At 57.1% G+C, this 15,765-nt stretch carries 15 protein-coding genes; 9 read left to right on the plus strand and 6 right to left on the minus strand.

Features of this window, described 5'->3' with window-relative positions; all coding sequences use genetic code 11:
• Nucleotides 1-64 precede the first annotated feature (64 nt).
• The 4 genes from FQB27_RS04165 to FQB27_RS04180 all read left to right on the plus strand — a co-directional run bounded on the left by FQB27_RS04165 (nt 65) and on the right by FQB27_RS04180 (nt 4,198).
• The gene (locus FQB27_RS04165) at nt 65-1,225 is read left to right on the plus strand and encodes an acyl-CoA dehydrogenase family protein (RefSeq protein WP_169559587.1); all 1,161 of its coding nucleotides are present in this window, start codon (nt 65-67) and stop codon (nt 1,223-1,225) included.
• A gap of 41 nt (nt 1,226-1,266) precedes the next feature.
• Entirely contained in the window at nt 1,267-2,040 is a 774-nt protein-coding gene (locus tag FQB27_RS04170; RefSeq protein WP_206374285.1) for a class II aldolase/adducin family protein, read from the plus strand.
• Nucleotides 2,041-2,179: 139 nt separating this feature from the next.
• Nucleotides 2,180-3,196, plus strand: a complete 1,017-nt coding sequence (locus FQB27_RS04175) for a cyclase family protein (RefSeq protein WP_169559588.1) — start codon at nt 2,180-2,182, stop codon at nt 3,194-3,196.
• A gap of 117 nt (nt 3,197-3,313) precedes the next feature.
• Nucleotides 3,314-4,198 carry a NifU family protein gene (locus FQB27_RS04180; RefSeq protein ID WP_169559589.1) on the plus strand — a complete coding sequence of 295 codons (885 nt, stop codon included), beginning with the start codon at nt 3,314-3,316 and terminating at the stop codon, nt 4,196-4,198.
• A gap of 41 nt (nt 4,199-4,239) precedes the next feature.
• On the opposite strand, the gene FQB27_RS04185 is transcribed toward FQB27_RS04180, so the two are convergent.
• Nucleotides 4,240-4,458, minus strand: a complete 219-nt coding sequence (locus FQB27_RS04185; protein WP_169559590.1) for a hypothetical protein — start codon at nt 4,456-4,458, stop codon at nt 4,240-4,242.
• Nucleotides 4,459-4,675: 217 nt separating this feature from the next.
• On the opposite strand from FQB27_RS04185, the gene FQB27_RS04190 reads away from it, so the two are divergent.
• On the plus strand, nt 4,676-5,278 hold the full coding sequence (locus FQB27_RS04190; protein WP_169559591.1) for a CDP-alcohol phosphatidyltransferase family protein: 603 nt from the start codon (nt 4,676-4,678) through the stop codon (nt 5,276-5,278).
• A gap of 22 nt (nt 5,279-5,300) precedes the next feature.
• Here FQB27_RS04190 and FQB27_RS04195 read toward each other — a convergent pair whose 3' ends face one another.
• Genes FQB27_RS04195 through FQB27_RS04205 form a run of 3 tightly spaced genes read right to left on the minus strand, consistent with a single transcriptional unit; the run spans nt 5,301 to nt 9,151 of the window.
• Complete coding sequence (locus FQB27_RS04195) at nt 5,301-5,792, minus strand: hypothetical protein (RefSeq protein ID WP_169559592.1); 492 nt, start codon at nt 5,790-5,792, stop codon at nt 5,301-5,303.
• Nucleotides 5,793-5,834: 42 nt separating this feature from the next.
• Nucleotides 5,835-6,242 carry an RNA-binding S4 domain-containing protein gene (locus FQB27_RS04200; RefSeq protein ID WP_169559593.1) on the minus strand — a complete coding sequence of 136 codons (408 nt, stop codon included), beginning with the start codon at nt 6,240-6,242 and terminating at the stop codon, nt 5,835-5,837.
• 2 nt (nt 6,243-6,244) lie between these two features.
• Nucleotides 6,245-9,151, minus strand: coding sequence for a helicase-related protein (locus FQB27_RS04205; protein WP_169559594.1), 2,907 nt, complete (start codon nt 9,149-9,151; stop codon nt 6,245-6,247).
• A 333-nt stretch (nt 9,152-9,484) separates the two neighbouring features.
• Here FQB27_RS04205 and scpA point away from each other — a divergent pair, with 333 nt between their 5' ends.
• Nucleotides 9,485-11,632, plus strand: a complete 2,148-nt coding sequence (gene scpA / locus FQB27_RS04210; RefSeq protein ID WP_169559595.1) for a methylmalonyl-CoA mutase — start codon at nt 9,485-9,487, stop codon at nt 11,630-11,632.
• A gap of 61 nt (nt 11,633-11,693) precedes the next feature.
• Nucleotides 11,694-12,728: a histone deacetylase family protein gene (locus FQB27_RS04215; protein ID WP_169559596.1), complete on the plus strand. Its 1,035-nt coding sequence runs from the start codon at nt 11,694-11,696 to the stop codon at nt 12,726-12,728.
• A 3-nt stretch (nt 12,729-12,731) separates the two neighbouring features.
• Here FQB27_RS04215 and cdd read toward each other — a convergent pair whose 3' ends face one another.
• Both cdd and FQB27_RS04225 read right to left on the minus strand, forming a co-directional pair.
• Entirely contained in the window at nt 12,732-13,139 is a 408-nt protein-coding gene (cdd, locus tag FQB27_RS04220; RefSeq protein ID WP_169559597.1) for a cytidine deaminase, read from the minus strand.
• Nucleotides 13,140-13,157: 18 nt separating this feature from the next.
• The gene (locus FQB27_RS04225; RefSeq protein WP_206374287.1) at nt 13,158-14,162 is read right to left on the minus strand and encodes a proline racemase family protein; all 1,005 of its coding nucleotides are present in this window, start codon (nt 14,160-14,162) and stop codon (nt 13,158-13,160) included.
• A 137-nt stretch (nt 14,163-14,299) separates the two neighbouring features.
• On the opposite strand from FQB27_RS04225, the gene meaB reads away from it, so the two are divergent.
• Nucleotides 14,300-15,259, plus strand: coding sequence for a methylmalonyl Co-A mutase-associated GTPase MeaB (gene meaB / locus FQB27_RS04230; RefSeq protein ID WP_240953337.1), 960 nt, complete (start codon nt 14,300-14,302; stop codon nt 15,257-15,259).
• A 139-nt stretch (nt 15,260-15,398) separates the two neighbouring features.
• A complete protein-coding gene (gene rpmB / locus FQB27_RS04235) occupies nt 15,399-15,686 on the plus strand; it encodes a 50S ribosomal protein L28 (RefSeq protein WP_169559599.1) in 288 nt (95 codons plus the stop codon).
• Nucleotides 15,687-15,765 lie beyond the last annotated feature (79 nt).

A 15,765-nucleotide genomic window follows, 5' to 3' on the forward strand; every position in this document is an offset into this window, starting at 1 on the left:
ATTGTCTTAATGATGCAGGCGTTCCAGACAATTAAGAATAATAAGTATAGAAGGAATTTGAATTATGGCATTAGATCAGGAAACATTCGCTCAGGTTAAGGAATCAGTTGCCCGCTTTGTTCGGGATCGCCTGATTCCCGCAGAGGACGAGGTGGAACGCACAAACGAGGTTCCCGAAGAAATCGTTCAGGAAATGCGCGAGCTGGGCTTGTTCGGATTGTCCATCCCGGAAGAATATGGCGGAATCGGCCTGAGCATGCTTCAGGAATGCGAAGTCATTCACGAACTGTGCAAGGCCTCCCTGTCTTTCCGGTCCGTGATCGGTACAACGGTTGGTATTGGCAGTCAGGGACTGGTCATGACCGGCACCGAAGAACAGAAAAAGGAATATCTGCCGCGCCTTGCGACCGGTGAAATCTCTTCCTCTTTCTGTCTGACGGAACCCGATGCCGGGTCTGATGCGGCCTCCCTTCGCACAACCGCGATCCGGGACGGCGACGAATATGTTCTCAATGGCACCAAGCGGTATATCACCAACGCCCTGCGGGCGGGGATGCTGACTGTGATGGCGCGGACCGACCCTTCCAAGAAAGGGGCGTCCGGCATTTCCGCCTTCCTCGTTGATCCGGCAACACCCGGTATCACCATCGCGAAAGCGGACGAGAAAATGGGTCAGCGCGGCACCAAGACCAGTGACGTGATCTTTGAAGATGCTCGGATTCCGGCCTCTGCCCTGCTGGGTGGGGTTGAAGGCAAGGGCTTCTATACGGCCATGCGGGTTCTCGACCGGGGACGGCTGCACCTGAGTTCTGTTGCCACCGGTATTTCAGAACGGATGCTGCAGGAGGCTCTCGGCTATGCGGTTGAGCGCAAGCAGTTCGGCAAGCCGATCGGTGAATTCCAACTGGTGCAGGCCATGCTGGCCGACAGTCAGGCCGATATCTACGCCGGTGTCAGCATGACACGCGATGCGGCGCGCCGCTTCGATGAAGGCGAGGATATCTCCATGCTGGCCGCCTGCTGCAAGATGTTCACAACCGAGGCCGCAGGCCGTGTCGCTGACAAGGGTGTACAGATCCACGGCGGTGCCGGTTACATGTCCGAATACAAGATTGAGCGTTTCTATCGGGATGTGCGTTTGCTTCGTCTGTACGAGGGAACCACCCAGATCCAGCAAATTGTCATTGGTCGCAACTTGCTGCAGAATGCTGAAAACGCCAATTAAGATCGACAGACCATCTAACAGATAAAAACAAGGAGAAAAAAATGGGTGTGGATACAGTCACGACGATGGTCCCTTCGCTGAAGGGCAAAGTGTCAGAGGAAGAGTGGAAAACACGGGTTGATCTTGCCGCCTGCTACCAGCTGGTTGCGCATTACGGCATGTCCGACCTGATCTTCACTCATATTTCTGCGCGGGTTCCGGGTGATGAGAACCATTTCCTGATCAATCCTTACGGATTGTTCTTTGACGAGATCTGTGCCTCCAGCCTTGTGAAGGTGGATATTGACGGCAATGTTCTGGATGAGACGAATTTCGAGATCAATCCGGCCGGCTACACCATTCACAGTGCCGTGCATGGCGCCCGTCACGATGTGGCGTGCGTTCTGCATACGCATACGTCTTCAGGTATGGCTGTGTCCGCCCAGAAGCAGGGTCTGCTGCCGCTGACCCAGCACTCCCTGATGTTCTACAACCGTCTGGCCTATCACGGTTATGAGGGGATTGCCCTCAACCTTGATGAGCGGGAACGTCTGGTGCGCGATCTTGGCGACAACATTGCCATGATTCTCCGCAACCACGGTTTGTTGACCGTCGGTGGTTCCATCTCCGAGGCTTTCCGCCGGATTTTCTATCTTGAAAAATCCTGCCAGTCCCAGATCGAGGCGCTTTCCGGTGGTTCTGAAGTGATCATTCCTTCCAAGGAGGTTTGCGAGAATACCCTGAACCAGTTCAAGTCCCGGTCGGACCTCAATGCGCTGGAATGGGCTGGGCTGCTGCGTCTTCTGGACCGCAAGGGTAGCAACTACCGCCACTGATATTCCGGCATCCGGGGGAGAGGAACCTCTCCTCCAACGGACAGGCCTCGGGGATCTTCTGTATCGCATCAGCGGACATTTGATCGCCGGGGCCTTTTTCATATACAGTGATCCAAAACAAGAATAAGGAGATTAATCCATGCGCTGGAAAAACAGGCCAGAGGGATCAAACTGGGGGGATTTCGGAGAGGATGACCAGATCGGGCGTCTTAACTTCCTGACCCCGTCCGTTGTGCGGGAGGCCGCGTCTGAAATCCGGGAGGGCTTGAGATTCTGCTTGAGCCTGCCACTGGATTTGCCGGGGGGGAACGCCTTAAACGCAGGGCGCCTGCCACCGCAATTGCGACCGACCTTGCGGGGCGGTGAGCCAAACTCCAACTATCGACTGTCTGCTGATTTCCCGGATTTTCGGGATGTGATCAGTGATGATGCGGTCCTGCTTCATACCCAGTATTCCTCCCAGTGGGATGGTCTGTCCCATGTGGGGCAGGAGTTTGATGCCGACGGCGACGGGATTGCCGAGGTGGTCTATTACAACGGCTATCGCGGCGGGGAACATATTTGCGGCCCGAAAGATGCGACCAGTGATACCGAGATGAAGGCCTCGGCGCTTGGCATTGAAAAGATGGCCGAGGTCGGCGTTCAGGGCCGCGGTGTCATGATCGATCTGGAAGGCGCCTATGGCCGGGACAGCAAGTCCGTTGGATATGATGACCTGATGCGCGTGATGGAGGCGGACGGCGTGACGGTGGAGAAGGGCGATATGGTCTGTCTTCACACCGGGTTCGCGGAAATGATCGTGGAGATGGGCGGCACCCCCGACAAGGATAAATTGCACGGGTCCTGCTGTACACTCAACGGGCGGGATGGGCGCTTGCTGAACTGGATCACGGATAGTGGCCTGTCTGTTTTGATTGCCGACAATTACGCGGTCGAAACCTATCCGGCCCAGAAGCAGCCGGGCGCGTGCGTGGCCTTGCCAATTCATGAATTGTGCCTGTTCAAGCTGGGAATTCACCTTGGGGAATTGTGGCACCTGACCCCGCTGAACCGCTGGCTGAAAGCGCAGGGGCGCAGCCGGTTCTTTTTGACCGCACCGCCGTTGCGCCTGCCGGGGGCCGTGGGGTCCCCAGCCAATCCGGTTGCGACAGTGTGATTTTGGGTTGCATACGGGCATAAACGGCATATTTCAGTGATACCCCTTGCCGATTGGCCAACAATTTGTTAGCTGACGGTTCAGTTTAGCAAAGACCGTTTTTCGGAGTTCACGTAGATGTTTATTCAAACCTTGCCGCTTGCGGATGAAAATGTGATGCAGTTTCAGCCGGGACGGCAGGTCCTGCCGACCGGCAGTATCCGATTTGATGATGCGGAAGAGGGGCGCGCCCGCTCCCCTCTGGCGGCGCGGCTGTTTGATATTCCCGGCGTGAAGGCGGTGGAACTGGGCGAGGACAGTATCACCATCACCAAGGTACCCGAAGCCGACAAGGGGCCCTTGTGGATCCAACTGAAGCCCATGGTTCTGGCGGCGGTCATGGATCACTACATGACCGGTATGGCGGTCCTGAATTCCGCCAGTCAGGATGCAGAGGAGAATTACTCGCCCGAAGATCGCAAGATTGTCGTTTCCATCAAGGAACTGGTCGAGGAACGGGTCCGGCCCCAACTGCAGGAAGATGGGGGCGATGTCTCCTTCAAGACCTATGATCCGGCAGATGGTACGGTAACGCTGGAAATGGACAGCACGGGCCTCAGCACCCCTGCCTTTGGTACCCAGATCAAGATCGAGAATACACTGAAGCACTTCGTTCCCGAAGTCTCACGGGTCAAGTTTGACAGAATGCAGCGGGAAGCCGAGCAGAACGGTTCCGATCGTCCCGGCCTCAACACACCGGAGGCGGATGCCATTCGGATTCTGCTGGAAACCCGGATCAATCCGGCCATTGCGGCTCATGGCGGCTATATCACCCTGATCGATATTCAGGAAAGCACAGCCTTCGTCGAAATGTCCGGGGGCTGTCAGGGCTGCGGTATGGCTGATGCCACGCTGAAGCAGGGGGTCGAGGTGGAAATCAAGCGCGAGGTTCCGGTGATCGAGCGTGTGCTTGACGTCACCGACCATGCAGGCGGTGCCAATCCCTATTATGTGGGATACTGAACCGTATCATTTCATAATGCCGGGGCGCCCCATGCCAATGGTCAGGCGCCCTCGGTTTCCTGAATTTCCTTGATCACGAAACCGTTCTCCGGTCGGTATTTGCGTTTCATCTTGGCAAGGGCGTCGGTTTCGCTGGCGGCGCTTACCTCAAAATAGTGGGTGTCCGCCCAGGCATCGGCAAGGTCCTTGTGATGGTCACCCTGTTGCAGGGCACGCAGGACATGGTCGTTATATATGGCGACTTCATATTTTTTGTTCATAATCAGCACGTCTACTGTGTTTGAAAGTCCAAGGCTTTTGGATAAGGGTCGCGGATAAGCGTTAACATAAACTTAGTCTTGCGCCTTTTCCCGCCGGCGCGTCGTACCGCCCTTCACAAATTCGTTGGTTTCCCAGTCTGGAAAATTTCAGTAAATTTACAGGATACGTTTCCGGCCCCTGAACGGGGCCCGCCATGCAGGAGTATCAAGGTCTGAAATGCTGGATTCCGCCATCCGATATGTGATCGACCCGCCGCTGAACAAGGCCGGAGAGCGGATTGCCGCCCTTGGCATATCGGCGAATATGGTCACGGTGACCGGTTTCCTGATCGGGATGCTGGCGGTGCCGTTTCTGGCCTTCGAAAGTTATTGGACCGCGCTGGTCCTGATCCTTGTGAACCGGTTGTTCGACGGGTTGGACGGTGCAGTGGCCCGGAAAACCCTGCTGACGGATTTCGGCGGCTATCTGGATATTGTCTGCGACTTTATCTTTTATTCTGCCGTGTTGGTGGGGTTTGCGCTGGCCCGTCCGGAAAATGCCCTTGCGGCGGTTTTTCTGGTTTTCAGCTTCATGGGGACCGCCTCGACGTTTCTGGCCTATGCGGTCATGGCGGAAAAGCACAAGATCACGACCGAGATCCGCGGGGCCAAGTCGCTCTATTATCTGGGGGGGCTGACAGAAGGGACGGAAACAATCATTGCCTTCGTCCTGTTCTGCCTGTTCCCCGATTTGTTTACGGTAATTGCCGTTATTTTCGGGGCCTTGTGCTGGGTGACCACCGGTACCCGCATTTTTGCCGCGTGGCGAACCTTTCGCTAGGCAGCCCTGAAAAAGACCGGCGTTAGACGATCTTTGCCCGGTTGCTCCAGCTTTCAAGATCCTTTTCAAGGATGCTTCTGGCATCATCGTCCAGATGCCCCAACCACTCGCTAAAGCCACGCTTCAGGTCTGCGGCGGTCAGGTCCTCGTCATAGGCGTGGAACAGCAGCCCCTTGAGTTCCTCAACGCTGCTGCATTCAAACTCGTTATCCTTGGGGTCGAATGCCGTAATTTTTTCCTGGGCTTCCGGCAAGGTGATCGCCGCATAGTAGGGGATTTCCTCTTCAAGGGAGTATCCGCCCCATTCCAGCCACCAGGCTTCGCTGCTCTCTTTGCCAAGGTCCCACGCATAGGTGATTTCCGCCTCGATTTCCCGGGCGGCATCCTTGGCTTTCAGCTCAAGCGCCTTTGCGTCTTTGTTTTCATTGATGGTAACGGCTGCGACCTTGAAGTACCCGGTCTCACCTTCGTTCCAGGACCGGAAATATTTGTCAAATTTCTGCATATCTTTCATAAGAGTATCCTCTCGAACCAGCCCCTCCGTCAGAGGCGGCTGTTATTCCATTCCTGATTTAAGTCGGTCAATCGCCCGCCGGTCGGCCTTTGTTGGCCGCCCTGCGCCCGGTTCGCGTTTCGGGGCTGGTGCATCCCGCGAGGCATCCTGTTTCGGTGTTTCACTGGCAGGCGCCAGATCCTCATACAGGGCTTGTGCCTCGGGGGCAGGGCCACGACGCGTTCCGATTGCCACAACCTTGATGACCCGAATGGCCTTGGCTTGCGGAAAGGTCAGAACGTCCCCGACGCGAACGGTAACGCTGGGCTTGGCGATGACGGTACTGTTTAGGCGAACCTTGCGGCCCTGAACCAGTTTGGCGGCAAGGCTTCTGCTTTTGAAGAAACGGGCGAACCAGAGCCACCGGTCCACCCGGATGCTGGCCGTCCCGTTATCTTCAATGGTATCCATGACTATTTGGTGCCGAGATTCTTTAGCACCGCAAAAGGAGAGTCAGGATCAATTTCGCGGGTCTTGGTCGGCTTGGCGCGTCCCGGACCGGCAGCCTTGCGAGGGGCGCCTGCCCCCTTGCCGCGTGGGCCTTTTTCTTTTCCAGCCGGTTGTGCCTGCTTCTTGCGTTTCTTGAAGGGGGCTTTCTGATAAATCAGTTCCTCACCTTCGCCGCTCGCCTTGTATCCCAGATGTTCCAGAATCAGGGTGAACTGTTCCCGGGTCGTGCCCACAAGGGACAGCATTTCATGGGTCGGCTTGAAGGGCAGATTGCGCGGCAGGTCTTTCTTGTTCTTGGCCTTGCCGGTGTCCGCTTCCTTGGCGGCGGGCTTGCCCGCAGGGGAGGCCTCTTCCGTCGCAGCTTCGGCCTCAGGCTCTGCCGGGCTTGTTTCTGCAGCAGGGGTATCTTCTGCTGCTTCAGGGGCCTCGGTTGCCTGAGTGGCTTCCGCATCTGAGGGCTGTGCTTCCGGTGCCGCGTCCTGAGGGGCGGCCTCGGAGGGCTGCTTGGCTTGGGCCTCAGGGGCTGGTGCGTCCGCTGCAGCGCCAGTTTCCGAGGCAGCTGTTTCTGTGGCCGCAGTTTCGGTTGCCGGTTTTTTGTCTTCCGTTTCCAGAAGTCCGCGGGAGGCGCGGCGCAGCAGACCTGCCAGCCTGTCCAGCATATCAAGGCGGACGGCCAGATTATCGAAAAGGGCGTATCCTGCGGTCAGGTAGAAGGCGCGGGGCATTCTGTCTGTCACTTCAAAGGAAACACGGCCAGCCGGAGGCGGTGCCGGGATTTCCTTCCGCTCTTCGTGGATGGCCCACAGAAGACAGCGCAGGGCAGTTGGGTCGGGTTTCAGCAGCAGCGGCATGAACACGTGTTCGTACCCGACGCGCAAGCCCCCGAATTTCAGACGCCCGAAATCCTTTTTGTCCAGCATGCGAATCTGTTCGTTCAGCCGGAACCGGGGCAGGGCGCCCAGATTTTCACTGACCTGAAAGGCGATGCCACGGGCGGCACCCGTCAAGGGAAGGTCCGCCAGCTTTACCAACGGGGTCAGGCGGGTGGCAATCTGGCCGTTTACCCAATCCTGCAATCGTTTGGTTGCGGCTTCAAGGGCGGGACCGTTCAGCTGCTCGCTGGCCAGAAGATTAACTTTCGGTCTGAGAACCGAATCCCCTTTTGACAAGCGACCCACGGTCACGTCCTGCCAGACGATCTCTCCCTGTTCGGTCAGGGACAGGGTCTCATCTTCCGATGCGGCGATGGCCTGGGCGCGGCTGGTGATTTCCTTGGCTACGGTCTTGTTGCCAACATTGCGCAAGGTGCGGGCTTCCGCACTGTTTACGGTCATGTCGGCTGCAAAGCGCAACCCTGTTAGAGTGCCGATAAAATGTCCTTCTACATGGACATCGCCGGCTTCGTTAATCACGGCTTCCAATTGACTACTGTCTTTCAGTTTTCGCACCAGCATTGCGGTGCGGCGATCTACAAATCTCTGCGTCAGTTGCTCATGCAGAGCATCTGACAGGTTATCTTCTATTCCACGAGCGACGTTCTGCCAATGCTTATAATCGTCAACCCACTCCGAAACGTGAGAAATATAAGTCCAAGTGCGGATATGGGCAATGCGTGTTGCAAGGGTATCGATATCCCCATCGGTTTTTTTCAGCTTGTTGATCTGGTCAGCGATCCAGTCGGTCGGCAATTTACCGCCCGGCTGTTGCAATCCAAGATACACACGTTTCAAAAGACGGATATGGGCATCATGCATTGTCTTGCGAAAATCCGGTATCTGGCAGACCTGCCATAATTGACGGACTTTCGCCGTGTTTCGTGAATAATGCTGTATTTCGGGATCGGCCGACAGGGTTTTCAGGGCCAGATAGTCATCCGGCTCCCGCGGCGAGATCATGCCCTTGTGTTTTGACGGTTGCTCAAGGGTGCGCAGCAGGTCCCGGGCGGTATTGAAGGCAAGGTCACGGTTGCGCCAGCGAATATGCTTTACCTTTTCGAACCTGTGATCCTCAATCTGCTCGATCAGGTCCTCGTCAAAGGGCTGCACATGGGCGGTTGTGCCAAAGGTGCCGTCGTTCATGTGCCGCCCGGCGCGGCCGGCAATCTGGGAAAATTCCGCCGGGGTCAGGCTGCGGGACATGACCCCGTCAAACTTATAGGTGCTGGCAAAGGCCACATGGTCGATATCCATATTGAGCCCCATGCCGATGGCGTCGGTGGCGACCAGAAAGTCCACTTCGCCGGACTGGTACATCTCGACCTGGGCGTTGCGGGTGCGCGGAGACAGGTTCCCCATGACAACGGCGGCCCCGCCCCGCTGCCGCCGGATCAGTTCAGCGATGGCATAAACATCATTGGCGGAAAAGGTCACTATGGCGGACCGGCTGGGCAGGCGGGAGATTTTCTTCGGTCCCCGATAGCTCAGTCTGGAAAGGCGGTCGCGGGTGACATGGACCGCATCGGGAATCAGCCTTTGTATCCAGGGCCTGATGGTCTCGGCCCCCAGAAACATGGTTTCCTGTCGGCCCCGGGCATAAAGAAGGCGGTCGGTAAAGACGTGGCCCCGCTCGGGGTCTGCCGCAAGCTGGATTTCGTCCACCGCAACAAACTGGAAACCCCGGTCCAGCGGCATGGCCTCGACCGTGCAGACAAAGTAGGCGGCATGGGGCGGGATGATTTTCTCTTCCCCAGTGACCAGTGCCACACTGGCCGCTCCTTTTTTGCGGACAATCCGGTCATAGACCTCTCGTGCCAGCAACCGAAGGGGAAGGCCGATAATGCCGTCGCTGTGGCCCATCATACGCTCGACAGCCAGATGGGTCTTTCCGGTATTGGTCGGGCCGAGTACCGCTGTAATCTGGCTTGTCTTCATAGGTGCATTCATTAACTAAACTTTGAGACCTGTCCGGAGGCCTTCTCTTTTCCTGAAGGCGCTATAACATGTATCCGGGTTTGTGTAGAGCGGCAACGGGCCCTTTTGAAAGGGAATATAGGGGAAAGTGGTCCTGAAAGGCGACCAAAATGGGGCAAAGACAAAATTTGTTTGCCAAACGTTTGTTAGCTTTATTAAGAAGGATCATGGGGTTTCAGTCATTCTGAAACAGGGAAAGCGGACAATTGCGCCCCGAGACCGGCAGAAAAATTGACAGACAGGTGTGCTGCGGTGCAAAATCGCGCCAAAAAACAATATAGAGGATAAACTGAGATGAGCGACTTTCCAAAACCAACCCGTGACCAGTGGAATGAGTTGGCTGAAAAGGAACTGCGCGGACGGAAAGTGGAAGACCTTGTATGGGACACGCCCGAAGGCATCCCGGTCAATCCTCTCTACACCGCGGACGATGTGAAGTCCCTTCCTCTGGAAGATGAACTGCCCGGTTTTGCACCGTTCAAGCGCGGGGTGCGGGCGACCATGTATGCAAACCGTCCGTGGACCATTCGCCAATATGCCGGTTTCTCGACCGCAGAAGAATCAAACGCGTTCTATCGCCGCAACCTGGCGGCAGGTCAGAAGGGCCTGTCCGTGGCGTTCGACCTAGCCACCCACCGTGGGTATGACAGTGATCATCCGCGGGTGGTCGGTGACGTGGGTAAGGCTGGCGTGGCCATTGATTCCGTCGAGGATATGAAAATCCTGTTCGATGGTATCCCGCTGGACGAAATGTCCGTGTCCATGACCATGAACGGTGCGGTGCTGCCGACACTGGCCAACTATATTGTTGCCGCCGAGGAACAGGGTGTCAGCCCTGACAAGCTGTCCGGGACCATCCAGAATGACATTCTGAAGGAATTCATGGTCCGGAACACCTATATCTATCCGCCGAAGCCCAGCATGCGCATCATTGGCGATATCATCGGATATACGTCCCGGAATATGCCGCGGTTCAACTCCATCTCCATTTCCGGTTACCACATGCAGGAAGCTGGTGCGACACAGGTGCAGGAACTGGCCTTTACCATTGCGGATGGGCTGGAATATGCCCGCACGGCGATGGCGGCGGGCATGAAGATTGACGAGTTCGCACCGCGTCTCAGCTTCTTCTTTGCCATTGGCATGAATTTCTTTATGGAAATCGCAAAGCTGCGTGCGGCCCGTGTCCTGTGGGCCCGTGTCATGCAGCAGTTCGAGCCGAAGAACCCGCAGTCCCTGATGCTGCGGACCCACTGCCAGACATCCGGTGTCAGCCTGACCGAGCAGGACCCCTATAACAACGTGATCCGGACAGCCTATGAAGCCATGGCAGCAGTGCTGGGCGGGACACAAAGCCTGCATACCAATGCGCTGGATGAGGCTATTGCCCTGCCGACAGACTTCTCGGCCCGGGTTGCCCGGAACACCCAGTTGATCCTTGCCGAGGAAACCGGTGTTCCGAACGTGATCGATCCGCTGGGCGGCAGTTATTATGTGGAAAGCCTGACCAATTCATTGGTTGATGAAGCATGGAAGCTGATCCAGGAAGTCGAGGAACTGGGCGGTATGACCAAGGCCGTTGAAAGCGGCATGCCCAAGCTCCGCATCGAGGAAGCAGCGGCCCTGCGTCAGGCCCGTGTTGACCGCGGCGAGGAAACCATCGTTGGTGTAAACAAATACACACTGGCAGAAGATGACAGCAACATCGAAATCCTGGACGTGGACAACACCGAGGTGCTGCGCCAACAGGTCGCCCGCCTTGAGAAAATCCGGGCCACACGGGATGAAGCCGCCTGTCAGGCTGCCCTTGAGGCACTGACCAAGGGGGCAGAAGGGGATGCGAACCTGCTGGAACTGAGTGTGAACGCTGCCCGCGCCCGTGCAACAATTGGGGAGATTTCTGACGCCATGGAAAAAGTCTTCACCCGTCACAAGGCGGAAATCCGGTCTATCTCCGGTGTCTATGGTTCCGCCTACGAGGGGGATGAAGGGTTCCAGAAAATCCAGAAGGACATCGAGGCCTTTGCCGCCGAGGAAGGGCGTCGTCCCCGGATGCTGGTGGTCAAGCTGGGGCAGGACGGTCACGACCGCGGTGCCAAGGTGATTGCGACGGCGTTTGCGGATATCGGCTTTGACGTGGATGTGGGGCCGTTGTTCCAGACCCCGGCAGAAGCCGCCAAGGACGCCATTGAAAGCGACGTGCATGTGATCGGTATTTCCTCACAGGCAGCCGGTCACAAGACACTGGTGCCGCAAATCATTGCCGAACTGAAGGCGCAGGACGCGGAAGATATTCTGGTTGTGTGCGGCGGGGTGATCCCGGCGCAGGACTATGATGCCCTTTACGAAGCGGGCGTTTCTGCCATTTACGGGCCGGGGACGAATATTCCGGCCGCTGCGGCAGAAGTTCTGGAACTGATCCGCAAGCAAAAGTCTACTTGACGCAAAACTGTTTTATCTGGCCTCATTGACGAAGTGATTTAACCCGTCAATGAGGCCCTTTATGAAAATAGTATTCTCGCCGGATCATGCCCGGCACCATCCGCAGACCTATTTCAAGGCGGGTACCTTTCATGAGCCTCAGGAAGTCCCCGGTCGCGCCGATGCCCTTCTGGCTGGCCTGACCACGGCAGGGCATGAGATTGTTCCTGCGCGCGCCTTCGGCCCGGAGCACCGGGCGGCGGTTCATACCCCCGACTATCTGACATTCTTGGAAACAATCGCCGGGCGCTGGAAAGCAGCAGGGATGGAGAGCGACGAAGTCCTGCCCAATATCCATCCGGGCCGTCGTATGGCCTCTGTTCCAACCGGGGTTGTGGGCGAGGTGGGCTACTACAGCACCGACATGTCCGCCCCCATCGGGCCAGAGACATGGGCGGCGGCTGTCGCTTCGTCCGAGGTTGCATTGACCGCCGCGGATCTGGTGCTGAACGGGGGGACTGGCGATCAGAAGGCCGCCTATGCCCTCTGCCGCCCGCCGGGGCATCATGCCTTTCAGGATCAGGCCGGCGGGTTCTGTTTCCTGAACAATGTGGCGATTGCCGCCCAGTATGCCCTCAGGCAGGTGCGCCGCGTGGCCATTCTGGATGTGGATGTGCATCACGGCAACGGGACGCAAGGTATTTTCTATGGCCGCAATGATGTGCTGACCGTGTCCCTGCATTGTGATCCGACCGATTTCTATCCCTTCTTCGCCGGTTATGCCCACGAGCGGGGAGAGGGCGCGGGAGAAAGCTATAACCTCAACCTGCCGATCCCGCCGGGAACGGGGGACGACGGGTATCTTGAGTATCTGGACAAGGCAAAGGCCGCTTTGGGGGCCTATGCCCCGGACATGCTGTTCATTGCCTTGGGGCTGGATGCTTTTGAAGGCGACCCGCTGGTCGGGCTTCGCATCACCACGGACGGGTTCCGCCGGATCGCAAGCAGTATCGCCGAACTTGGCCTGCCGACGGTCCTGGTGCAGGAAGGGGGATACAACCGCGACTTCCTTGGGGATAATATCGCCAGTTTCATCCGGGGGTTCGAAGGGGCCTGATCGTCAGAACCGGAAGCTGTCCGGCAGAAGGGCGTCCATGGTGACCGTAACAGCTCCGTTCTGGCCCTGATAGTGGATCAGGGTGTCTGATGATGCGGCAAATTCCGCAATGACCTGCCGGCAGGCCCCGCAAGGGGAGCAGGGAACGGATTGATTGTCCTGATTGCGGTTGGCGACAAAAATCTCTTGGATCTTCATGGTCGGGCCTTCGCTTGCCACGGCCTTGGCAATGGCATTGCGTTCCGCGCATTGGGTCAGGCCGAAGGAGACATTCTCCACATTGCATCCGGTGAAGATGTTGCCCGCTTCCGTTTTCAGGGCCGCGCCAACCCGGAAGTTTGAATAGGGCGCGTAGGCCTGTTCCAGAATGTCTTCGGCAAGGGGATGCAGGCTGTCTGTTGTTTTTGTCATGTGGTTTGTTCCTGTTATTCAGCGGATAAGAAAGCCACCGGCCAGCATGTCGTCATTTTCCATGGTGAATTCGGACTTTCCGCAATAGTGGGCGCGCCCGCTCACCTCGACGGTAACGGTTGAATATCGATCCAGTTTCCCGGTGCCGACGATCGTGCCACTGAAAACCGCACCGGTGATGCTTTCAAACTGGAAGGTTTCTCCCGGTTCTGCCCGGCGGTGGGCCGCTGCGACGGCAAGGCGGGCGGTCACGCCGGACCCGGTGGGGCTGCGGTCCACCTGCCCATCGGCAAAGACACAGATGTTGGTGCTGGGGCTGCCGCCGCGCCCGTCCTGTCCGTCGGTAAAGATAATGCCGTAAAGATAGGAAAGGTCGGGTTCGGTCGGATGCTCAATGTTGATCTGTTCCCGAATGGCCTGGGACAGGTGGTCGGCGGCCTCAACCAGCTTGGTGGTGGGTGTCGCGCCAAGATCAAGACCAAGGCTGCCCGCATCCAGAATACCGTAAAAGGCACCGCCATACCCGATATCCAGCTCCACCGGGCCATAATCGCGGGTGTCGACAAACTGGTTTAGCCGAAGGGCAAAAGACGGCACGCTGTGAAACGAGACTGCGCCGGACTGACCGTTGGTCACATGGACACGGGCGCGGACAAGGCCGCAGGGGCACTGGATGTTGACCGGGACTTCCCCGTCCTGCTTCTTCACAAGACCGGAGTCAACGGCATATCGGCCAAGCGCAATAATCGCGTGGCCGCACATGGTGCTGTATCCTTCGTTATGCAGGAAGATGACGCCAAAATCGGCATCGTTGTCATCGGGCGGCACAAGGATGGCCCCGTACATGTCCCGGTGTCCCCGGGGCTCGAACATCAGGAATTTTCTGTAATGATCGGCTTGGTCCCGTAAATAACGGCGCCGTTCCAGCAGGGTCATGCCATCGGGCAGGGGAACGCCATCCCGGACGATCCGCAATGGCTCCCCTCCGGTGTGCATTTCAATCGTGTGAATTGGCTGGATCATCCCTGCCTCCCGATCTGTTTTCCCAGTGATAGCAGTTTGGCGCGGAAATGGCATTCCTCTTGACGCCAGAGGCATATTTTCCCATACCGAAATGCATGAGAAAAGAAAAACAAGAAACAGGGACCGCTTTCGATATCATGAAAGAGCGGATCATCAGCGGGAATCGCCGCGCATTGGCGCGGGCGATAACCCTTGTCGAATCAGTACGGGACGATCACCAGCAACAGGCACAGGCGCTGTTATCCGACTTGCTGCCCGAGACCGGAAAGTCTGTCCGCATTGGCATTTCCGGCACGCCCGGCGTTGGGAAATCCACCTTTATCGAGGCGTTTGGTAAATTCCTGACCGCGCAAGGGCATAAGGTGGCCGTTCTGACCATTGACCCATCATCGAAACGGACCGGCGGTTCCATTCTGGGCGACAAGACCCGTATGGAAGAACTGTCGCGGGACCCGAACGCCTTTATCCGTCCATCCCCGTCTGGTGGGTCGCTTGGCGGTGTGGCGCGGCGCACCCGCGAGGTGATGCTGCTGTGCGAGGCTGCCGGGTATGACGTGATCCTGATTGAAACCGTCGGGGTCGGGCAGTCGGAAACCACCGTTGCCGATATGGTTGATATCTTCATGCTTCTGTTGGCCCCGGCGGGCGGGGATGAGTTGCAGGGCATCAAACGGGGGGTCATGGAACTGGCCGATATCATTGTGATCAACAAGGCCGATGGCGACCTTATTCCGGTCGCTCGCCGGGCGGCGTCCGAATATCGCGGGGCGGTTAGCCTGATGCGCCCCAAAAGCAAGCACTGGAAACCGAAGGTGTTGATGACCTCTGCCCTTGAGAAGGCGGGCATTGATACCCTGTGGGAGACCATCGGCGAGTATCGCGAGGCGCGTTCCGCGGATGAGGAACTGACCCGCCAGCGGGAGGAGCAGGCCGCTGCATGGATGTGGGCTGAACTTGGTGACACATTGATGAATCGATTGAAGTCTCATGAACAGGTTTCGGTCGCCTTGCCCCGGATGGAGGCCGATGTGAAGGCCGGTTTGATCAGTCCAACCGCCGCAGCACAGCAACTTTTGGCCATTTTTCTTGAAAAATAGGCCAGAGGAAGGGGGGCGGCCGTGCTAGAAGCCTTTTTTAGGTAATTTGACTTGACGGACGCGTTACCATTCCTTAAAAGCCCATCTCACGACTGGCGTGTGTGCCGGTATTTCTTTTATGATTCAAATGAGGTGCGCTATGGCCCGTCGTTGCGAATTGACAGGTAAAGGTGTTCAGGCCGGCAACAATGTCAGCCACGCCCACAATAAAAGCCGTCGCCGCTTTTTGCCGAACGTGCAGGAAGTCCGGCTGATGTCTGATATGCTTGGCCGTTCATTCAGCCTGAAAGTATCCGCTGCTGCCCTGCGTTCAGTAGAGCATAATGGTGGTCTGGATAACTTCCTGCTGAAATCCAGAGACGAAAATCTGTCCCTGCAGGCCCGTCGCGTTAAACGTGACATCAAGAAAGCGACTGTTGCTGCCTGATCCAGACAGTAATTCGTCCTAAAGAATTCAAAGCGAGCTGGCCTTGGGCAGCTCGCTTTTTCTTTGTCTGAACGCCCCC

It is taken from the genome of Sneathiella chinensis (genome assembly GCF_012720115.1).
GTDB lineage: Bacteria > Pseudomonadota > Alphaproteobacteria > Sneathiellales > Sneathiellaceae > Sneathiella > Sneathiella chinensis.